This window comes from Streptomyces sp. NBC_00859 (genome assembly GCF_045161865.1).
Lineage (GTDB): Bacteria > Actinomycetota > Actinomycetes > Streptomycetales > Streptomycetaceae > Streptomyces.
In genome coordinates this window covers 6,266,504-6,286,885 of the sequence record NZ_CP108826.1, presented here as the reverse complement: position 1 = coordinate 6,286,885, position 20,382 = coordinate 6,266,504, and the positions used below count along the sequence as shown (strand labels likewise).

Here is a 20,382-nt window from a genome sequence, read left to right as displayed (position 1 = left end):
CACCGGCGCGAGCATGCCCGGCTGTGTCATGTCCTCGTGGCGGCCGGGCAGACCCTCCTCCCGCACTTCCCCCTCTCACGTAGGGCTCCCACGCCTGCGCGGGCGTCGAAGCGTCGGCCGCCCTGCCGTCGGCGGCCAGGGCGGGAATGCCCCGAACACCCGTCCGGATCGGGCTACGCGTCCCCGGCCGAGCCACTCGGCGGCGGAGCCGAGGCTGCGCTCACCGGGGCACCCGGCGGGGCGAGGAGGAGGGGGAGGTAGACGTCGTCGACGATCTCGGCCATGACGGCCTCGGGGATCGGGGCCCCGTACAGCAGGTAGTGGTGGCGCAGCAGGTCGACCGCCACGGTCGCCCGCCGTGAGGCAGGGACCCACGGTGCGATCTCGCCACGTGTGACGGCGCGCCGCAGGACGCCTTCGATCGGCCCCGGGCCGGCGGTGTGGACCCGTTCGCGGACCAGCCGCGCGAACTCGGGATCGTGCATGGCCTCGGTGAGCAGGCCCCGGAGGATGTCGCCGTGCGGGGTGGCCAACTTGGCGGAGAGTTGCCGTAGCGCGGCCAGCACATCGGTGCGCAGGACCCCGGTGTCGGGCAGATCGGCCTCGGACAGCCGGTGAGCTGCGCAGGCGTCGATGACGAGTTCGGCGCGGCCTGGCCACCGGCGGTACAGGGCGGCCTTGCCGGTGCGGGCGCGCGCGGCCACCCGCTCCATCGTCAGTCCGGCGTAACCGGCCTCGGCGAGTTCTTCGAGGACCGCCGAGAGGATCGCGTTCTCCAGTTCCTCGCCCCGGCGGCGAGGGTTCCTGCGGTGGTCGGCGGCCGGCCGGTCCGGCGCGTCCCCGTTGATCGGAGGCATGACTCCCAGCCATTTGTCGGACACCCGTTGTGTACCCCGAGGGCGTCAGCCTAGCCTCCCTTTAGAGAACTGACCGTTCTTTAAGCGTCGAGCACATCGAGGGAACGATGACCGAGACCGTTACGACGCCCCCATCAGGCGCCCCCGCCTTTCCCAGCGACCGCACCTGCCCCTACGCCCTGCCCGACCAGTACAACGACCTCCGCGACCAGGAGGGGTCGCTGCAGCGGATCACGCTCTACGACGGCCGCCAGGCCTGGCTGGTGACCGGGTACGACACAGCCCGCAAGCTGCTGGCCGACCCCCGGCTCTCGTCCGACCGCACGCATGTCGACTTCCCCGCGACCTCCGAGCGGGTCACGAGTTTCCGGGACCGCCGGCCGGCCTTCATCGGCCTGGACCCGCCCGAGCACGGGCCGAAGCGCCGCATGACCATCAGCGAGTTCACGGTCCGGCGCATCAAGGGCATGCGGGCCGACATCGAGGAGATCGTGCACGGCTTCCTCGACGAGATGATCGCCTCCGGACCGCCCGCCGATCTCGTCAGCCAGTTCGCGCTGCCGGTGCCTTCCTTGGTGATCTGCCGGCTGCTCGGCGTGCCCTATGCCGAGCACGACTTCTTCCAGGACGCGAGCAGGCGGCTGATCCAGTCCCCGGACGCCGCGGGCACACGCGCCGCCCGGGACGAGCTGGAGGGCTATCTGGGCGGCCTGGTGGACTCCTTGCGCGGAAAGCCGGGTCCTGGCCTGCTGAGCACGCTGGTCACGGAGCAGTTGGAGAAGGGCACGATCGACCGCGAGGAACTGGTGTCGACCGCCATCCTGCTGCTGGTCGCCGGCCACGAGACGACGGCCTCGATGACGTCGCTCAGCGTCATCACCCTGCTCGAACACCCCGACCAGTACGCCGCGTTGCGCGCCGATCCGTCGCTGGTGCCGGGCGCGGTCGAGGAACTGCTGCGCTATCTGGCGATCGCTGACATCGCCGGGGGGCGCATCGCGACGGCGGACATCGAGATCGCCGGGGAGCTCATCCGTGCGGGCGAGGGTGTCATCGTCACCAACTCCATCGCCAACCGCGACAGTTCGGTCTTCGCCGACCCGGACACCTTCGACGTGCGGCGGGAGGCCCGCCACCACCTGGCGTTCGGCTACGGCGTGCACCAGTGCCTCGGCCAGAATCTGGCCCGTCTCGAACTGGACGTCATCCTCACGGCGTTGCTCGAACGGCTGCCGGGCCTGCGGCTGGCGGTTCCGGTCGACGGGCTGACACTGCGTCCGGGTACGACCATCCAGGGCGTCAACGAACTCCCGGTCACCTGGTGACCGCGTCGAAAGGAGCAGCCATGCGTGTGACGGCCGACCGGGAGGTCTGCGTCGGAGCGGGCCTGTGCGCGATGACGGCACCCGAGGTCTTCGACCAGGACGACGAGGGGCTGGTGACGGTGCTGGCCGCCGATCCCGGTGACGAGGCCCGTGCCGCGGCGCGTGAGGCCGGCATGCTCTGTCCGTCGGGCGCGGTGCGCGTGGCCGAGTAGGCCCGCGGGGCGGGGAGGGCGAGCCGCCGCCCCGGGGTGGCACGCAGCTGACGGAGGGACGGGACGGAGCGAACGCAGTCGGCTCCAGGGCCCCGTCCCGCCGTCAGCTGCCGTCGCGCATGCCCCTGGGCGCGTGGTCCCGGAAGACGACGGAGTCGAATGCCACGGCGCAGCCGTCCGCCGCAGGACACTGCGCGAGGAACCCGATCCGCGCGCCGGCCGCTGCCCCGGAGTCGCCGAGCGCGAAGACCCGTACGAAGGTCCAGCGCTCACCGTCGGCCGACGCGTGGAAGGCGAAGGCCTTCCCGGTACGGCTGATCCGCAGCCAGACGCTGTCGCCCTCCACCACCGAGGAGTTGACGTCGTCGGAGTACCCGCGGGTCACCACCGAGCAGATGGTCGGGGTGTCCGGGGAGAGTTCGAGACAGAGCTTCGCCCACTCGCGCTCACCGGTCTCCAGATAAAGGGCGCCCGCGTCCCCCGCCCCGGCGAATCCGACCGCCACCCTGGCGATCAGCTGGAAGTCACCCGGCGGTGGCGTGCCGACCAGCCTGGGCGCGTCCGACGCGGGGTCGAGCGACTCGCCCGCCGGAGGCACGAACCGGTCCTCGCCCGCCCCGGCGCGGACCGACAGCACCCCCGCCGTGTACGACCAGGGGGTCCGCGGTCCCTCGGGGAGCAGCGGAAAGGGCAGCTCGGGAAGCCGGGTCACTCGGGCAGCCCGTTGATCCGGCGCGGCAGCCCCAGCGGGTTGGCCTCGCGCAGCTCGGCGGGGAGCAGTGCGTCGGGCGTGGACTGGTACGCGACCGGGCGCAGCCAGCGCTCGACTGCGGTGCCGCCGACCGAGGTGGAGGTGGAGGTCGTGGCCGGGTAGGGGCCGCCGTGGTGCTGGGCTGGGGCGACCGCGACACCGGTGGGCCAGCCGTTGACCAGGACCCGTCCGGCGAGCGGGATGAGCTCGTCGAGCAGGGCGGAGGCCCCGCCCTCGCCCGCGGCCTCCGCCGCGGAGACCTGGAGGGTCGCCGTGAGGTTGCCCGGCAGCCGGGACAGCACCGCGGTGACCTCGTCGGCCGATCCGTAGCGTGCGACGACCGTGACGGGCCCGAAGCACTCCTCCAGGAGCAGGTCGTGCTCGCCGTCCGCCGCGAGGAGCGCGGCCGGCAGCGTCAGGAAGCCGGCGCTGACGGTGTGCTCGCCGCCGGCCCCGGGAGTGACGGGGGCGTCGACGCCGGTCAGGGCGGCCCGTTCGCGTACGCCCGCCAGGAAGTTGTCCCGCATGCGGTGGTCGAGGAGGACGCCGGCCTCACTGTCGCTGACCGCGGCGGTCAGCGCCTTGACCAGGGCGTCGCCGCCCGGCCCGGTGGGCGCGAGCACGAAGCCGGGCTTCACACAGAACTGGCCGGTGCCGAGTGTGACGGACCCCGCGAGACCGGCGCCGATCTCCTCGGCTCGCTCGGCTGCCGCCTCCTCCGTCACCACGACCGGGTTGAGCGAGCCCAGCTCGCCGTGGAAGGGGATCGGCACGGGCCGTGCGGCAGCCGCGTCGAAGAGGGCGCGGCCGCCGCGCACCGAGCCGGTGAAACCGGCCGCGGCGACCAGCGGGTGCTTGACGAGCGCCACCCCGGCGTCGAATCCGTGTACCACCGAGACCACCGCGGGGTCCAGGCCGACCTGTTCGGCGGCCCGGTGCAGCACGGAGGCGCACAGCTCGGATGTGGCGGGGTGGTCGGGGTGCGCCTTGACGACGACCGGGCAGCCGGCCGCGAGCGCGCTCGCGGTGTCGCCGCCGGGCACGGAGAAGGCCAGCGGGAAGTTGCTCGCCGCGTACACGGCGACCACACCCAGCGGCAGCTTGTACCGGCGCAGGTCGGGCCGCGGCGGGGTCGCGCCGGCGTCCGGGTGGTCGATCCGGACGTCGAGGAAGGAACCCTCGTCGATCACATCGGCGAAGGCGCGGAACTGCGCTGTGGTGCGGGCGAGTTCACCGGTGAGCCGGCCGGGGCCGAGCGCGGTCTCGGCGTCGGCGGCCTCGATGACGTGCGGGCCGGCCTCGTCGAGCAGGTCCGCCGCGGTACGCAGCAGGGCTGCCCGTACTCTACGGTCGGCGAGCGATGCCCGTGCGGCGTGCGCGGCGCGGACCACCTGGTCCACCTCACCCGTCGTGGCCTCCAGCGCAACCTGCTCACGCTGCTTCCCGGTTCGGGGGTCGACACTCCAGACTGGTGTTGCTGCCACCGCGAACGTCCTTCCAGATCCACTGCCGCAAACCACTGCCGCACAACGAGTTGTTCGGTAAAGTTGTTCGGTATTCTGAACACAGTTCCTGATGATGAATTTCTCCAGGAACTCTAATAACGCGCGTTGAGTATTGACAAGAGGGGCAAGGTCGAATGTCGACTGCCGAGACAGCAGGTGGGGCGCAGGTCAAGTCCGCGGTGCGGACGGTCGAGTTGCTGGAGTACTTCGCCGGGCGCCCCGGTATGCACTCGCTGGCAGCCGTCCAGGAGGCGGTCGGCTACCCCAAATCCAGTCTCTACATGCTGCTGCGCACGCTGGTGGAGCTGGGCTGGGTGGAGACCGACGCGACCGGGACGCGGTACGGCATCGGCGTACGGGCCCTCCTCGTCGGTACGTCGTACATCGACGGCGACGAGGTCGTCGCCGCGGCCCGTGCCACCCTGGACCGGCTCTCCGACGACACCACGGAGACCATCCACCTCGCCCGTCTCGACGGGACGAACGTCGTCTATCTGGCCACCCGGCAGTCGCAGCACTATCTGCGCCCGTTCACCCGCGTCGGCCGCAGACTGCCCGCGCACTCGACGTCGCTCGGGAAGGCCCTGCTCGCCACCCACAGCGACGAGCAGGTCCGCAAGATGCTGCCGGAGACCATGCCCCAGCTGACCGAGCACACCATCACGGACCGCGAGAAGCTCATCGAGGAGCTGCGTCTGGTCCGCGAGCAGGGGTACGCCGTGGACCGCGAGGAGAACACGCTGGGGCTGCGCTGCTTCGGCGTGGCGATCCCGTACCGGACACCGGCCCGCGACGCGATCAGCTGCTCGGTGCCGGTGGCGCGGCTCACCCCGGCCCATGAGCAGATGGTCAAGGACGCGCTCTTCGACGCGCGCGACCGGCTCACCCTCGCCACCCGGCGGCTCTGAGCCGGGGCCGCACCGCGCGGAGCCACCGGACGGGCCACACCTCCGTCCGGCGGGAAACGTCCTCACCCGCCGAGCGCCGGGCTCCGGCGCGCGAGAGGCGGCCCACCGGGTGAGAGGCTTCTCCGCCGCGCGGCGGAGACGGATCGTCTGCGGGAAGGACGCCAGGGCGGCGGATGCGGCGGAGCGTGGACGACATGACACCGACACTGCTCGGCCCCGCCCCCGCACCTCCCGCCGGACCAGGGCGCCGGTCGCGGGCCCGCACCGTGCTGCGGGCGCTCGCCATCGCGTCCTGCAGCCCCTACCTCGGCCTGAAGACCGCCTGGATCGCGGGCAGTACGGTCGGCATCCCCGCCCACAGCACCCTGCTCGACCACCGCGGGGCCATGATCGCCGGCAACAGCGCGTCAGTGCTGCTGGACGCCTGCGTCATCGTCCTCGCGCTGCTGCTCACCCAGGGCTGGGGGCGACGGGTACCGGCCTGGCTGCCGGCCTTCCCGATGTGGGTGGCGACGGGGCTGCTCGCACCGGTGATGGCCGGCTTCCCGCTCCAGCTGCTCGTCCGGGGCCTCGGCGGGTCCACGACTCCGGCCGCCCCCCGGGCGCCGTTCCTCGACGGGTGGGTGTTCGGTGCCGTCTACTGCGGCTTCATCGTCCAGGGGCTCACGCTCGGCACCCTCTTCGTGCTGTACGCCCGCGACCGCTGGGGCCACCTCTGGCGCGGCAGGGCCGGGGAGCTGCCCACCCGCACCGCCACGGCCCCGGTCCAGCGGGCCACGGCCGTCGCAGCCGCGCTGCTCGCGCTGCTGCCCGCGCTCATGCACACGCTGTGGGCCTGCGGGGTGGAGGCAGGGCTCTCCCCGGCGCGGATCACGGACCGGACGAGTGACTTCTACGCCCTCGAAGCGGTGTACGCCGCCTTCGCCCTGGTATCGGCGGCCGGGGCACTGCTGCTCGCCTTCCGCCGCAGCGGGCGGCTGCCGGCCTGGGTCCCGCTGTCCCTGTCCTGGACCGGCTCCGGCGCCCTGGCCTGCTGGGGGGCCTGGCTGCTGATCTCCTCGCTCGCCTCCAGCGGTCCTGACGCGGCCCAGACCCAGCTGATGACGCTGACCTACGCTGTCCAGATGACCGTCGGCCTGCTGGTCCTCAGTGCCGGAGCCTCCTTTCTCGCCGAACGCGACCGGTGAACGCGCTCTTCGGGCCGCGGGCACGGCAGCGCTGGATTCATCTCGTCCTGGGCGGTGCGCTGCTGATGCCGTACTTCCTGGCGGCGTCGTCCGTCACCGGGAGGCTGGCCGGGGGTGGCAGCGTGTACACCTCGCTGCCGCTGCAACTCGTCTCGTTCGCCGGCGCCCTGCCGCTCGCGGCACTCACGGCGCTCGCCGCGCGGGCCCGCCCCCTGTCGGTGCTGGCCGCGCGGGCCCTGTGCGGGACGCGGCCCGCGCTGCTGGCCGACGGTCCGGCCGGATCGTGGGCGGCGCGGGTGCGGACGGCGGGGTGGTTCACGCTGCACACCGGACTCGGCGGCGTTCTCGGTGCGCTGACGCTGACCGTGCCGCCGCTCGCACTGCTGCTCGTCGCGCTGCCCTTCTCCGCCTCCCTGCGCGGCCGGCTGCCGGCGGCGGAGCCCGCGGACGCGCACGTGTTCAGCGGCTGGAGCGTGCTGCTCGCCCCGCTCACCGGTGCCGCCCTGCTGTTCGCGCTGGCGGGGTGCGCGGCAGCCGCCGGGGCCCTGCTGGCCCGCGCCGCGCCGGTACTGCTGGGGCCTGCGCCCATGGAGCGGCTGGCCGCCGCTGAGCGGCGGGCGGCAGACCTGGCCGCGCGCAACCGGCTCGCCAGGGAACTGCACGACTCGGTGGGACACGCGCTGAGCGCGGTGACCCTGCAGGCGGGCGCCGCCCGCCGGGTGCTGGACACGGACCGGGAGTTCGTACGGGAGGCGCTGGCCGCGATCGAGGAGACGACGCGGCGCACGGTGGGCGAACTGGACGCGGTACTGGGCCTGTTGCGGCAGCAGGACACCGAGCCGCCGAACGGCCCCGCGGACGGGACCGGCGCGAAGGTCCCGGCGGCGCGGGCCTTCGGGGGCCCCGCCCTGGACGCGGTCGACGGCCTGATCGCGCGGTGCGGGCTGCCGGTGGTGTACGCGGGGCCGGGCGATCCGGCGCAGGCGCCGGAGCGGGTGTCCCGGGAGGCGTACCGCATCGTGCAGGAAGGGCTCAGCAATGTCCTGCGGCACGGCGGGCCAGGTCCAGTGGAGCTGCGCATCACCCTGGACGGGCGGGAGCTGGCCATCACGATGGTCAGCCGGCTGCCGGACCCGGTGCCGCGGGCCCGCCCCGGTGGCGGCCGGGGGCTGCCCGGCATCAGCGAGAGAGCCGCCCTGCTCGGCGGTGAATGCGCCGCGGGTGCGGTGGACGGGGTGTGGCGGCTGGCGGTGCGGCTGCCGCTGGGGAAGGACACCGGGTGATCCGGGTGGTGCTCGCCGACGACGAGCGGATGGTCCGTACGGCGCTGCGGGTGATCCTCGAAGCCGAGCCGGATCTGACGGTCGTCGGAGAGGCCGAGACCGGAGCCGATGCGCTGTCGGTGGTCCGGGAGCTTCGCCCGGATGTCGTCCTGATGGATGTCCGGATGCCACAGACCGACGGCATCCGCGCCACGGAGCAGATCCTGGCCACCATGTCCGGGCCGCCGCGCATCGTGGTCGTGACGACCTTCGAGAACGACTCGTACGTGTACGAAGCACTGCGCGCGGGCGCTTCGGGCTTTCTGCTCAAGCGCGCGGCCGCCGACGAGCTGATCCAGGCGGTACGGCTCGTGGTGCGCGGCGACTCCCTGCTCTTCCCGGCGTCGGTGCGTGAGCTGGCGGCCGGACAAGGCCGCGGACAGCGGGCCGCCTCCCCGCCGCCGTGGGCCGCCCGGCTCACCGGACGTGAGGCCGCGGCGCTGCGGCTGATGGCGTCCGGGCTCACCAACGCGGAGATCGCGGAGCGGCTGGAGATCGGCGCGGCCACCGCCAAGAGCCATGTGGCGGCGGTGCTGGCCAAGACAGGGGCACGCGACCGGACACAGGCGGTGATCGCCGCCTACGAGTCGGGTTTCATCCGGCCCGGACGAGAGACCGCCGGATGAGAGATCTCTGAGAAATCCATGGAAAAGGAACGGCTCCGCCCATTCCGTTCGTCCTCCAGTACGGGATGAACAAGACAATCAGGCGTGCCTCGGTCTTCTGCCTGCTTCTGGTCCTCGCCGTACTCGCGCGGGCGACCTGGGTGCAGGCGTACGACAGCAAGGCCCTCGCGGACAACAAGAACAACCGGCGGACCGCGATCGCGCAGTACGCGCATCCGCTGGGAGACATCATCGTGGCCGGCAAGGCGGTCACCGGATCGGAGAGGACGGACAGCGGCGACCTCGCCTACCGGCGTGACTACACCGACGGAGACCTGTACTCGGCCGTGACCGGATACAGCTCACAGGCCTACGGGTCCACCCAGCTCGAAGGGATCTACAGCGATGTCCTCGACGGCACGGACACCCGGCTGAAGAACCCGGTCGACGCGCTCACCGGCAAGCAGACCGCTCCCGGTGACGTCCTGACGACGATCGATCCCTCCGTGCAGAAGGCGGGATACGAGGCGCTCGGCAGCAAGAAGGGCGCCGCCGTCGCCATCGATCCGAAGACCGGCGAGATCCTGGGGATGGTCTCCACGCCTTCCTACGATCCGTCGAAGATCAGCGGTACGGCGGACGGCACCGAGTGGAAGCAGCTGACCGGCGACAAGAACCAGCCGATGCTCAACCGCGCGCTGCGCCAGCCGCTGCCGCCGGGGTCGACCTTCAAGCTGGTGGTCGCGGCGGCCGCGCTGGAGGACGGCCTCTTCTCGTCGGTCGACGAGAAGACCGACAGCCCCAACCCGTACCGGCTCCCCGGCACGAGCACGGATCTCAAGAACGAGAACGCTTCGGCGCCCTGCGAGAACGCCACGCTCCGCACGGCCCTCCAGTACTCCTGCAACACCGTCTTCGCCAAGCTGGCCGACGACCTGGGGCAGGCCAAGCTGAAGGCGATGGCGGAGAAGTTCGGCTTCAACAACGCCAAGCAGGACGTCCCGGTGCGGGCGTCGTCGAGCAACTACCCCTCACACATGGACAAGGCGCAGACGGCGCTGACCGGCATGGGCCAGTTCGATGTGACGGCCACCCCGCTGCAGATGGCGATGGTGTCGTCCGCCCTGGCCAACGGCGGGGTGATGGCTGACCCGCACATGGTCTCCAAGGTGACGGACGGGGACGGCAACAGCCTCCAGTCCTTCGGGAAGGATCCGGCCGAGCGGATCGTCTCGTCGTCCACGGCGGCCCAGCTGCGCAGTGCGATGGTGACGGTCATCGATCAGGGCACGGGCACCAACGCGAAGGTGCCCGGCGCCGAGGTCGGCGGCAAGACCGGCACGGCCCAGCACGGTGAGAACAACAGCAAGGCGCCGTACGCCTGGTTCACGTCGTACGCGAAGGACAAGTCGACCGGCAAGGAGGTGGCCGTCGCAGTGATCATCGAGGACTCGGACGCGCTCCGCGCGGAGATCAGCGGCAACGGTCTCGCGGCGCCGGTCGCCCAGAAGATGATGGCGGCGGCGTTGAGGAAGTAACGGCGGCCGTCCGGACCGGACCGGGCTGCCGGAGTGACCCCTTAGGGTGCCGCCATGGCCTTAAAACTGCCCCGCTCCCCCGCCGGCTGGACCATGGCCGTCTTCGGTGTGCTCGCCGTCGCGCTGGGTGCCGTCGGTCTGCTGTCGCCCGACGCGCTGCTGAAGGTCATGGGCTTCTCGGCACCCGCGTCCGGCCGCCCGGCCTCCGACTACACCCGGACCTTCATCACGGCCTCCTCGATGGCCGCTGTGAACATGGGCGTGTACTACGTCCTGGCGGCGGCAGCCGACTGGAGGGCCTTCTTCCGCTGGACGGTGCCGTTCCGGCTGCTGACGTTCGCGGTCTTCACCACAGCCGTCGTGTCCGGCCGCGCCCCGTCCGGGTTCCTCGGCGTGGGGCTGTGGGAGGGGACCGGCGCGGTCGTCACAGGCATGGCGCTGCGGTACGAGACGGTCACGGCCCGGCGGTCCGCACCGCCCCCGGCCATGTGACCGGGGCGGTGCGGCCGGCGTCGGCGGCCTGCGGTCGGCGCGGGCCCGAGCGGATCAGGGAAGGAAGTACATCGGGTTCGGGATCTTGTACGTCTTGTCGGCATAGCCACCGTCGAGGTCGGAGTACTGGTCCCCGAAGTTGGCGACGATGCTGTAGCCGAGCGACTCGATGTGCTTCCTGGTGCCGGACTTGAACTGGACAGTGGTGCAGGTCCACTTCGGCTTTCCGCAGCTCAGGTAGGACGGGACGGCCGTCTGGTCCTTGAGGTAGAAATGCGGCCTGTCCACCGGCACCTCGTAGCCGGTCTTGGTGAGGTTGACGGCCGACGCCGCACGCTGCGACTCGTCGCGTCCGGTCAGGAAGAAGACCGTGACGCCCTTCTTCGCCGCGTAGTTGACGACGTCGGGCATTCCGAAGACCGCGATCGACCGCGCGCTCTGGACGTAGTCGTTGAAGGCGGTCGCGTTGTAGGCGAAGCCGTACTTCTTCTCCCAGTCGTAGGTGAGCAGCGTCGTGTCGTCCACGTCCAGCACGATGGCGGGCTTGCGGCCGTGCCCGGTGCGGTGGACGGCGTCGGCGATCTGCCGCTTCGCGCGGGCCTCGATACCCCGGACCTGCTTGGCGTAGTTGCTCTCCGGCGAGGCCTGGTAGACGCCCGACGCATCGGCCGTGCCACCGTAGTAGGCGTTGATGCTGTCCTCGACCTTGGTGACGTTGGGGATGTCACGGTCCGTCCGCGGGACTGAGTTGTCGGCGGTGGCACTGGCGGCGCCGATGCCGTAGAGGGCGCTGCCGGCTGCGGCGAGCGCGACCGTACAGGCGGAGATCCTGGTGAGTCTGGAGGGCATGCGGATGTGCTCCGGTTCTGGTGTGACGGGCTGCAGGTCACTGGTTGTCTACGCGCATCACATGGACTTGACAAGACCCTTTGCGCATCCGTTGCGGCATCCGTAGCGAGGAAACCCGGTTGCGGCGTGCGGGGCCCGGTTGTTGAGTGATCGGATGGATACAGGAGCGGTGCGGGCGGCGTTCGACCTGCAGATGCGGCGGGACGCCCGGCCGGAGGGGCGCGGCGGCGTGGTCGAGCGCGTCGGCGGGATCGTGCGGCAGACGGGCCCGGACGCCGACAGCTGGAACGGCGTCGTCTGGTCGGACCTGGACCGGGCCACCGCTGATGCGGCCGTCGCCGGGGAGGTGCGGCATTTCACCGCGCTCAACCGGGACTTCGAGTGGAAGCTGTACGCCCACGACGGCCCCGCCGATCTGGCCGACCGGCTCGTGGCGGCCGGCTTCACGCCCGAGCCGGCGGAGACCCTGATGGTCGCCGAGGTCCGGGAGCTGCCGACGGAGGTGCGGCTGCCGGCGGGGGTGCGGCTCCGTACGGTGACGGACGCGGCCGGGGTGGCGCTCATGACGCGTGCCCACGAGGCGGCGTTCGGCGAGGACGGTTCGCGGATCCACCACCAGGTGCTGACCCGGCTGGCCGAGGACCCCGGCTCGATTGCCGCGGTGGTGGCGATGGCCGGTGACGAGCCGGTCTGCGGTGCCCGGATGGAGTTCCATCCGGGCACCGAGTTCGCCAGTCTCTGGGGCGGCGGCACGGCTCCGGCCTGGCGCGGCCGCGGCATCTACCGCGCCCTGGTCGCGCACCGCGCGGCGATCGCGGCCGCGCACGGGGTCCGGCTCCTCCAGGTCGACGCGTCCGACGACAGCCGCCCGATCCTCCGGCGCCTGGGCTTCGCCGCACTCACCACCACCACTCCCCATGTGTACGGGGTGCGGGGGTAGCGCCTGCTGTCCCGGCGGCCCGGACCTCCCTGGCGCGCGAATCAGCCCGCATAAGGGTCCGGCACCTGTCCGGCCCGGGACAGGAACGCGAAGTCGCAGCCGGTGTCGGCCTGGGTGATCTGGTCGCTGTAGAGGGCCCCGTAGCCGCGTTCGTACCGGGCGGGCGGTGGGGTCCACGCGGATGCGCGCCGCGCCAGCTCCTCGTCGGACACCTCGAGGCGGAGCGTACGGGCGGGGACGTCCAGAGTGATCAGGTCCCCGGTGCGGACCAGGGCGAGCGGTCCGCCGACGTACGACTCGGGGGCGATGTGCAGCACGCACGCGCCGTAACTCGTCCCGCTCATCCGGGCGTCGGATATCCGCACCATGTCCCGGACACCCTGCTTGAGGAGGTGGTCCGGGATGGGCAGCATTCCGTACTCGGGCATTCCCGGACCGCCCTTGGGGCCCGCGTTGCGCAGGACGAGCACATGGTCCGCGGTGATGCCGAGCTCCGGATCGTTGATGGTGCGCTGCATGGTGCGGTAGTCGTCGAACACCACCGCGGGCCCGGTGTGGCTGAGCAGCCGGGGTTCGGCGGCGATGTGCTTGATGACCGCGCCGTCGGGGCAGAGGTTGCCCCGCAGCACGGCGACGCCGCCCTCGTCGGCGAGCGGGTTCTCGCGTGGCCGGATCACCTCCGGGTTGTGCACGGGGGCTCCCGCGATCTGCTCGCGCAGCGTCGTGAAGGAGACGGTGGGCCGGTCCAGGTGCAGGACATCGGTCAGCCGGCCGAGGAATCCGGGGAGCCCGCCGGCGAAGTGGAAGTCCTCCATCAGATAGCGCCCGCCGGGGCGGACGTCGGCGAGCACCGGAACCGTGCGGGCGATGCGGTCGAAGTCGTCGAGGGTGAGCCCGGTCCCCGACCGGCCCGCCATGGCGATCAGGTGGATGACGGCGTTGGTGGAACCGCCGAGGGCGAGCACGGTGGCCACCGCGTCCTCGTACGCGTCCCGGGTGAGGATCTGCGACAGCCGCAGATCCTGGTGGACCAGTTCCACGATCCTCAGGCCGGAGGCTGCGGCCATCCGGTCGTGGGCCGAGTCGACGGCCGGGATCGACGAGGCGCCGGGGACGGTGACACCCAGCGCTTCGGCTGCCGCGGTGAGTGTGGACGCGGTACCCATCGTCATGCAGTGGCCCGGCGAGCGGGCGAGCCCGTTCTCCAGCTCGGCCAGCTCGCAGTCACCGATGAGGCCCGCTCTCCTGTCGTCCCAGTACTTCCACATGTCGGTGCCGGAGCCGAGGACCTCGTCACGCCAGTGCCCCGGCAGCATCGGTCCCGCGGGGACGAACACGGTGGGAAGGTCCACCGAGGCCGCTCCCATGAGCAGCGCCGGGGTCGACTTGTCGCAGCCGCCGAGCAGGACGGCCCCGTCCACCGGGTAGGAGCGGAGCAGCTCCTCGGTCTCCATGGCGAGGAGGTTGCGGTAGAGCATCGGCGTCGGTTTCTGGAATGTCTCGGAGAGGGTCGACACCGGGAATTCGAGAGGGAATCCGCCGGCCTGCCAGACTCCGCGCTTCACGGCCTGGGCCCGGTCGCGGAGATGGACATGGCAGGGGTTGATGTCACTCCAGGTGTTGAGCACCGCTATCACGGGTTTGCCGAGATGCTCCTCCGGGAGGTAGCCGAGCTGTCGGGTCCTGGCGCGGTGGCTGAAGGAGCGGAGCCCGTCGGTGCCGTACCACTGGTGGCTGCGCAGCTGTTCGGGCTCCCGGCGTGCGCCGCTCATACGGCCCACCGGGCCACGATCGCCGCGACCTCGGCGCGGCGCTCACCGGTCAGCGCCCGGCTCGGCGCGCGGACGTCACGCCGGCACAGTCCCAGCGATGCGAGCGCCTCCTTCACCACGGCGACGTTGTCCGCGGAGCGCTCGGCGGCGCGCAGCTCCTCGAAGGGGCGGACCCGCTCCCAGATCCGCATCGCGGCGGCGTACTCACCCGCGCGCAGGGCGGCCAGGAGTTCCAGGGCGAGACCGGGCGCCACATTGACGAGCCCCGAGGTGAATCCGGTGGCTCCGCAGGCGAAGTAGGACGGCGCGTACAGCTCGGCCAGCCCTGCTATCCAGACGAAGCGGCCCAGGCCCGCGTCGCGGGCGAAGGCGGCGAATCGCGCGGAGTCGGGGACCGCGTACTTCACCCCGATCACGTTGGGGCACAGTTCGCCCAGTTCGGCGAGGCGGGCACCGGCGAGGTGCGGATCGCGGAGGTACGGGACGACGCCCAGCTCGGGGACGGCGTCGGCGACGGCGCGGTGGTAGTCGACCCAGCCGTCCTGTGAGACGTACGGGTGGACGGGCTGGTGGACCATCACCATCCCGGCGCCGCAGTCCCTGGCGTGCCGGGCGGCGGCGGTCGCGGTGGGCAGGTCGTGGCCGACGCCGGCCAGGACGGTGCCGCCGGCCGTTCCCGCCACCGCGTCAGCGGTCAGTTCGGTGACGCGGCGGCGTTCCTCCGGGGTGAGGGCGTAGAACTCGCCGGTGTTGCCGTTGGGCGTCAGCGTCCGTACACCGGCGCCGGTGAGCCTGTGCAGCAGGGCGCGGTGGGCACGCTCGTCGATCGTGCCGTCGCCGGCGAACGGGGTGACGGGGATCGCGACGACACCGGCGAGCGCCTCGCGCAGCCGGGCGAAGGTCTGTGGGGCGGTCATCGGGATGTGCCTCCCTGTGCGTCCGCGGATGCGTCCGTGCCTGCCGATGCGGACGCGCCTGCGGAAGCGGGTGCGCCTGCGGAGGTGGATGCGCCTGCGGAGATGGATGCGGGGAACGCCCGAGCGACGAACCCGGCGATGTGGTGGTGGAGGGCGCGCGCCGCGCGCTCGGCGTCGCCCTCGCCTGCGAACCGCAGGATGTCGCGGTGTTCACCGGCCTCCCGGTCCCAGGAGGGTTCGGCGGCCCAGGCGACGGCCGCGACGAGTGCGGCCTGATCTCGCACCTCGTCGAGCATCCTCACCAGGAGCGGGTTGCCGCAGGGGAGGTAGAGGGCTCGGTGGAAATCCCGGTTGGCGAGGGACCGTTCGGCGCGGTCCGTGGCCGCGTCGGCACGCGCCAGAGCGTCCCGCGCTGCGTCCAGGGGCGCCGCCCCGCTGACGGTCCGCCGCAGCGCCCCGGGTTCGAGCAGCAGCCGCACGTCGTACACGTCGCGGGCCATGGCGGCGTCCACGGTGCGGACGGTGACGCCCTTGTACTGGCTCATGACGACGAGCCCGGTGCCCGCGAGGGTCTTCAGCGCCTCGCGAACGGGGGTCTTGGACACCCCGGCCCACGCGGCCAGTTCGGTCTCCACCAGCGCCTGTCCGGGGCTGAACTGCCCGGTGAGGATGGCGTGTCTGACCGCGTCCAGGACGTACTGGGTCCGCGAGGGGGCCGGGCTCGGGGCAAAGGTCATGAGGGCTCTCAGATCTCGCGTATCGCGTCTCATATATGACGTACGAAGTACGACGCGCTGAAGCTAGGCCCGCACCGGTGAGACGTCAAGGGGGCGTGCGCCCCACGCGTCCGCCCGGCGCGGCCGGTGGGGAGGCCGCCCTGGCCCCCTCGTGCGTGGACGTCAGGGCGCCGGGGGCGGTGACGGCCACCGGCCGGCGGGCCGCCGCGCCGCCGCTCTCGTGCGCCCGGGTGTCAGGACAGCGCGGCGCGTACGAGCGTGAGGTCGGCGTCGGACGCCAGTCCCGCGTGGTACAGCCGCAGTTCGGTCGCGCCGAGTCCCGCGGCGCGGGCCGCGTCGTCGGCCAGGGTGGCCGGGCTGCCTCCCATGCCGGAGACGACGGTGAGGTTGGCCGCGATCACCGAGCCTTCCGTACGGTGCCCGGCGAACGGCGCCAGGAGGGCGGGACCGCTGGTGCAGGGCACCACCACACCGTCGGCGACGGACAGGATGTGCCCGGGGTCGACGCCCGCGTTCGCACCGCAGTGGTACGCCACCGGGTCGGCGTGCAGCAGCACCTGGAAGCCGGGCGCCGCAGCGGCCCGTACCGCGGCGACGGCCTGCTCCTGAAGCGTCCGGGCCGTCCGGGCGCGCCACTGGAGCGTCGCCGCGGTCGCATCGGGCCCCAGCAGCTCCTCGATCGCGGCGTGGCCCGCCCCGGACGGGCCCGTGGTCCACACCGGCTCCAGCGCCCGGCGTACAGCCGCGCTCAACTCCCCTGCGTCCAGGCCGAGTCCGGCGTAGCCCTGCGCGCAGGCCGGGCAGAAGCAGAGCGACATCAGGTACTGGCCCGCGTCGCCGAGCCCCACTCCGGCGATCTTGTCGTGGGCGTGCAGATGGGCGAGGCCGTACCAGCCGAGCGACTCCAGTTCGGTGCCCAGCGCACCGGGCCGCACCGCGGCCTCGGCGGCCAGGTCGGTGAGGTAGGCCCGGGTGGCGGGCTGGGCGATGCAGGGCGCCCAGGGGTAGCGGTCCCCGTAGGCGTTGACCACCGACGTTCCGGGATGCTCGGCGCCCAGGCGGGAGTTGTGCGCCAGGACCACCCAGCTGTGGACCTCCAGGCCGGCGCCGGCCAGCGCCGCGGCGGCCTCTCCGTACGGGTCGGGGGTGGGGGCCCAGTCCCCTGCGGCGTACGGGCGCAGTCCGCGCCCGGCCCAGAGTTCCCCGGACGCGGGGTAGAGGACGGACGCGTGCGCCGCGGTGACGATCCGGTGCCGGGGGTGACGCGGCGTCAGAGCGCGGGTCGAGTGGTAGGCGGATGCGAGGGTGACCTGCTGGACGCCCAGTTCCGCGATGCGGGCCGGGGCCTGCGGGTCGCCGACGACGTCCCAGGGGTAGAGGAAGGCCGAGGTCTTCACGCCCGCTCCCCCGGACCTGCCACACCCACCGGGACGGCCAGTGCGGCGCGGCCCCGCTCGGTGATGGCGGCGAGCTCGCCGATGTGCTCGGCGGACGGCTCGCCGAGCGGCGGACGGACCTCGCCGACGTCCAGCCCGCCGAGTCGCACCCCCGCCTTGATCAGCGAAACCGCGTATCCGGGCGCCTGGTTGCGCAGCTCGACGAGTGGCCGGTAGAAAACGTCGAGCAGCCGGTTCGCCGTCCCGTCGTCGCCGGAGCGCAGCGCGCGGTAGAAGGCGAGTGCGATGTCCGGCGCGAAGCAGAAGACCGCGGACGAGTAGAGCGTGACGCCGATGGCGCGGTAGGCGAGCGCGGTGAGTTCGGCGGTGGGCAGTCCGTTGAAGTAGAGGAAGTCCCGGCCCGGCAGGCCGGTCCGCACCGCGCTGATGATGCGCTGCATCAGGTCGAGGTCCCCGTGCCCGTCCTTGAGTCCGATGATCCCGTCGACCTGCGCGAGGGCCACCACCGTCTCGGGCGTGAACACGGCGTTGTCGCGCTGGTAGACGATGATGTCGAGCGATGTGGCCGCGGCGAGGGCCGCGTAGTGGCGGATCAGCCCGTCCTGGCCCGCGGCGACGAGGTACGGCGGCATGGCGAGCAGCCCGTCGGCGCCCGCCTCCTCGGCCGCCCTCGCGAACTGGACGGCGAGTGCTGTGCCGTACCCGGCGCCGGCGACGACAGGCACCCGGCCCCCGCTCACCTCGACCGCCGCGGTGACGACCGCGGCGAACTCCTCGGGGCCGAGCGCGTGGAACTCCCCCGTACCGCAGCAGGCGAAGACCGCGGCCGCACCGGAGTCGATACCGCTGCGCACGTGCGTGCGGAAGGCATCGAGGTCGACGGCGCCGTCCGGCCCGTACGGGGTCACGGGGAAGAACAGCAGACCGTCAAGTCGGCCGGCGAGCGGGGCTGAGGACACGGGCGCTCCCTGGGTCATCCAGTCGTGCACAGTTCTGATCTGTGTCTATATTTCTGAACAGCGCCACGCTAAGCCAGCCGGGCGGGGACGGTCAAGACGCGAAACGCCACGACAGAGGCGGATTCCGCAGCCCCGCCCGACACTTGACGAGGCTCGGCGAGGCTCTTTAATTTGTCCACGCATGTGAATATCATCCACGGACGCATCCACCCATCGCGTCCGGCCGGTCCCGATCCACCGAGGAGAGACCCGCTCATGCCCGCTCCCCGCACCATCCTGCTCACCGGAGCCGCCGGAGGCCTCGGCACCCTGATGCGGGGCCTGCTGCCCGCGTACGGCTACGAGCTGCGCCTCCTCGACGCCGTACCGGTCGAGGGCGACCCGGCGGCGATCACCGCGGACCTGGCCGACAGGGAGGCGCTGCGTGAGGCGGTACGGGGGGTCGACGCGGTCATCCACCTCGCCGGCATCTCCCTGGAGTCGTCCTTCGACAAGATCCTCCGGGCCAACATCGAAGGCACGTACAACCTCTACGAGGCGGCGCGCGAGGAGGGCGTGGACCGGATCGTATTCGCCTCCTCCAACCACGCGGTGGGCTACACCCCGAGTCCGGGCGGCGAAGTCCCCGCCGCTCCCGGCACGTTGATTCCCGTCGACACCCCGCGCAGGCCCGACACCTACTACGGGCTGTCCAAGTGCTTCGGCGAGGACCTGGCGCAGCTGTACTGGGACAAGTTCGGCCAGGAGACCGTCTCCGTCCGGATCGGCTCCTGCTTCGCCGAGCCGACGTCCGTACGGATGCTCTCGGTCTGGATGAGCCCAGCCGACGGCGCCCGGCTCTTCCACGCGGCGCTGACCGCCCCCTCCGTCGGCCACTCGGTGGTCTACGGATCGTCCGCCAACACCCGTATCTGGTGGGACCTCTCGTCGGCGCGGGCGCTCGGGTACGAGCCGCAGGACGACTCCGAGCCGTACGCGGCGGGACTCATCGCCGAACAGGGCGAGCTCGATCCGCTGAACCCCGCCCACTCCCACCTCGGCGGACCGTTCCTCACCGACCCGCCCATCTGGCCGCGCTGACCCGGCCCGCACCGGCCTCCCCACACCTCCGGCGCCCGTGAACGGGCACCGAACGGGCCCGTCCGGCATGCCGGACGGGCCTTTGGCATGCCCGGACGGGCACACAGCCCCAGGTCGGAACGGTGCCGCCGTCGACAGAAACGGGCAGGAACGGTCATGATCAGGCCCGTTCCTGCCCTGTTCACACCACTCGGACCGCTGTACAAATCTCCACACAGCCAGCGGGAGCCCGAGGAGGCCCAGTGTCAGTGAGCGCGGAGGAGCGGCAGCGCGAGATCGTGCGTGCCGCCCGGCAGGCAGGCTCGGTCGATGTCACCGAGCTGTCCGGCCGGCTCGGCGTGGCCAGGGAGACGGTGCGCCGTGATCTGCGGGCCCTGGAGAACCACGGACTGGTCCGGCGTACGCACGGCGGTGCGTACCCGGTGGAGAGCGCGGGCTTCGAGACCACCCTGGACTTCCGTACGACGATGCACGTACCGGAGAAGCGGCGGATCGCGGAGGCTGCCGCCGGACTGCTCGGTGACGCCGAAACGGTCTTCATCGACGAGGGGTTCACCCCCCAGCTGATCGCCGAGGCCCTGCCCCACGACCGGCCGCTGACCGTGGTCACCGCATCGCTGGTGACGGCCGGGGCGCTGGCCCTGGCCGAACGGACGACGGTCCTGCTGCTCGGCGGCCGGCTGCGCTCGGGCACCCTCGCCACCGTCGACCACTGGACGACCCGGATGCTCTCCGGGTTCGTCATCGATCTGGCCTTCATCGGTGCCAACGGGATCTCCCGCGAACACGGCCTGACCACCCCCGACCCGGCCGTCGGCGAGGTCAAGGCGCAGGCCGTCAAGGCCGCCAGGCGCCGGGTGTTCGCCGGGAACCACACCAAGTTCGGCGCGTCGAGCTTCTGCCGGTTCGCCGATGTCACCGACTTCGAAACCATCGTCACCAGCACGCTGCTGCCCGCACCCGAGGCGCACCGCTACTCCCTGCTGGGACCGCAGGTCATCCGAGTCTGAGACGGCCGGTCCGAGTCCA

20 protein-coding genes are annotated in these 20,382 nt (G+C 72.0%); 11 read left to right on the top strand and 9 right to left on the bottom strand.

Going from position 1 to position 20,382, the window contains the following annotated elements:
* Positions 1 to 173: 173 nt before the first annotated feature.
* A complete protein-coding gene (locus OG584_RS27555) occupies positions 174 to 857 on the bottom strand; it encodes a TetR/AcrR family transcriptional regulator (RefSeq protein WP_405781793.1) in 684 nt (227 codons plus the stop codon).
* Positions 858 to 964: 107 nt separating this feature from the next.
* On the opposite strand from OG584_RS27555, the gene OG584_RS27550 reads away from it, so the two are divergent.
* Positions 965 to 2,182, top strand: a complete 1,218-nt coding sequence (locus OG584_RS27550) for a cytochrome P450 (RefSeq protein ID WP_405781791.1) — start codon at positions 965 to 967, stop codon at positions 2,180 to 2,182.
* A 20-nt stretch (positions 2,183 to 2,202) separates the two neighbouring features.
* A complete protein-coding gene (locus OG584_RS27545) occupies positions 2,203 to 2,394 on the top strand; it encodes a ferredoxin (protein WP_405781790.1) in 192 nt (63 codons plus the stop codon).
* Between the two features lie 103 nt (positions 2,395 to 2,497).
* Here the strand turns inward: OG584_RS27545 and OG584_RS27540 are convergent, their stop codons facing one another.
* Together OG584_RS27540 and OG584_RS27535 are read right to left on the bottom strand one after the other, a co-directional pair.
* Positions 2,498 to 3,106: a DUF1349 domain-containing protein gene (locus OG584_RS27540; protein WP_405781789.1), complete on the bottom strand. Its 609-nt coding sequence runs from the start codon at positions 3,104 to 3,106 to the stop codon at positions 2,498 to 2,500.
* Complete coding sequence (locus OG584_RS27535) at positions 3,103 to 4,629, bottom strand: aldehyde dehydrogenase (NADP(+)) (protein WP_405781787.1); 1,527 nt, start codon at positions 4,627 to 4,629, stop codon at positions 3,103 to 3,105. Before OG584_RS27535 ends, OG584_RS27540 begins: the two co-directional genes overlap by 4 nt.
* A gap of 155 nt (positions 4,630 to 4,784) precedes the next feature.
* On the opposite strand from OG584_RS27535, the gene OG584_RS27530 reads away from it, so the two are divergent.
* From OG584_RS27530 to OG584_RS27505, 6 genes are all read left to right on the top strand, one after another.
* Entirely contained in the window at positions 4,785 to 5,558 is a 774-nt protein-coding gene (locus tag OG584_RS27530) for an IclR family transcriptional regulator (protein ID WP_405781786.1), read from the top strand.
* A 194-nt stretch (positions 5,559 to 5,752) separates the two neighbouring features.
* The gene (locus OG584_RS27525) at positions 5,753 to 6,745 is read left to right on the top strand and encodes a hypothetical protein (protein ID WP_405781784.1); all 993 of its coding nucleotides are present in this window, start codon (positions 5,753 to 5,755) and stop codon (positions 6,743 to 6,745) included.
* Positions 6,742 to 8,028, top strand: coding sequence for a sensor histidine kinase (locus tag OG584_RS27520; RefSeq protein WP_405781782.1), 1,287 nt, complete (start codon positions 6,742 to 6,744; stop codon positions 8,026 to 8,028). Before OG584_RS27525 ends, OG584_RS27520 begins: the two co-directional genes overlap by 4 nt.
* The gene (locus tag OG584_RS27515) at positions 8,028 to 8,693 is read left to right on the top strand and encodes a response regulator (protein ID WP_405784313.1); all 666 of its coding nucleotides are present in this window, start codon (positions 8,028 to 8,030) and stop codon (positions 8,691 to 8,693) included. Before OG584_RS27520 ends, OG584_RS27515 begins: the two co-directional genes overlap by 1 nt.
* Before the next feature lie 65 nt (positions 8,694 to 8,758).
* Positions 8,759 to 10,210, top strand: coding sequence for a peptidoglycan D,D-transpeptidase FtsI family protein (locus OG584_RS27510; RefSeq protein WP_405781781.1), 1,452 nt, complete (start codon positions 8,759 to 8,761; stop codon positions 10,208 to 10,210).
* Between the two features lie 54 nt (positions 10,211 to 10,264).
* Positions 10,265 to 10,702: a hypothetical protein gene (locus OG584_RS27505; RefSeq protein ID WP_405781779.1), complete on the top strand. Its 438-nt coding sequence runs from the start codon at positions 10,265 to 10,267 to the stop codon at positions 10,700 to 10,702.
* Between the two features lie 54 nt (positions 10,703 to 10,756).
* Here the strand turns inward: OG584_RS27505 and OG584_RS27500 are convergent, their stop codons facing one another.
* The gene (locus OG584_RS27500) at positions 10,757 to 11,551 is read right to left on the bottom strand and encodes an HAD family acid phosphatase (protein WP_405781778.1); all 795 of its coding nucleotides are present in this window, start codon (positions 11,549 to 11,551) and stop codon (positions 10,757 to 10,759) included.
* 154 nt (positions 11,552 to 11,705) lie between these two features.
* On the opposite strand from OG584_RS27500, the gene OG584_RS27495 reads away from it, so the two are divergent.
* The gene (locus OG584_RS27495; protein WP_405781777.1) at positions 11,706 to 12,491 is read left to right on the top strand and encodes a GNAT family N-acetyltransferase; all 786 of its coding nucleotides are present in this window, start codon (positions 11,706 to 11,708) and stop codon (positions 12,489 to 12,491) included.
* Positions 12,492 to 12,532: 41 nt separating this feature from the next.
* Here the strand turns inward: OG584_RS27495 and araD are convergent, their stop codons facing one another.
* The 5 genes from araD to OG584_RS27470 form a co-directional block, all read right to left on the bottom strand.
* On the bottom strand, positions 12,533 to 14,263 hold the full coding sequence (araD, locus tag OG584_RS27490) for an L-arabinonate dehydratase (RefSeq protein ID WP_405781776.1): 1,731 nt from the start codon (positions 14,261 to 14,263) through the stop codon (positions 12,533 to 12,535).
* Positions 14,260 to 15,180, bottom strand: a complete 921-nt coding sequence (locus OG584_RS27485; RefSeq protein ID WP_405781774.1) for a dihydrodipicolinate synthase family protein — start codon at positions 15,178 to 15,180, stop codon at positions 14,260 to 14,262. The genes araD and OG584_RS27485 overlap by 4 nt, the downstream gene beginning before the upstream one ends.
* Complete coding sequence (locus OG584_RS27480; protein ID WP_405781772.1) at positions 15,177 to 15,917, bottom strand: GntR family transcriptional regulator; 741 nt, start codon at positions 15,915 to 15,917, stop codon at positions 15,177 to 15,179. Before OG584_RS27480 ends, OG584_RS27485 begins: the two co-directional genes overlap by 4 nt.
* A gap of 233 nt (positions 15,918 to 16,150) precedes the next feature.
* A complete protein-coding gene (locus tag OG584_RS27475; RefSeq protein WP_405781770.1) occupies positions 16,151 to 17,314 on the bottom strand; it encodes a hypothetical protein in 1,164 nt (387 codons plus the stop codon).
* The gene (locus OG584_RS27470) at positions 17,311 to 18,273 is read right to left on the bottom strand and encodes a 5-dehydro-4-deoxyglucarate dehydratase (RefSeq protein ID WP_405781768.1); all 963 of its coding nucleotides are present in this window, start codon (positions 18,271 to 18,273) and stop codon (positions 17,311 to 17,313) included. Before OG584_RS27470 ends, OG584_RS27475 begins: the two co-directional genes overlap by 4 nt.
* Before the next feature lie 255 nt (positions 18,274 to 18,528).
* Here OG584_RS27470 and OG584_RS27465 point away from each other — a divergent pair, with 255 nt between their 5' ends.
* Positions 18,529 to 19,353, top strand: coding sequence for an NAD-dependent epimerase/dehydratase family protein (locus tag OG584_RS27465; protein WP_405781767.1), 825 nt, complete (start codon positions 18,529 to 18,531; stop codon positions 19,351 to 19,353).
* Positions 19,354 to 19,601: 248 nt separating this feature from the next.
* A complete protein-coding gene (locus OG584_RS27460; protein WP_405784312.1) occupies positions 19,602 to 20,363 on the top strand; it encodes a DeoR/GlpR family DNA-binding transcription regulator in 762 nt (253 codons plus the stop codon).
* Positions 20,364 to 20,382: the final 19 nt, after the last annotated feature.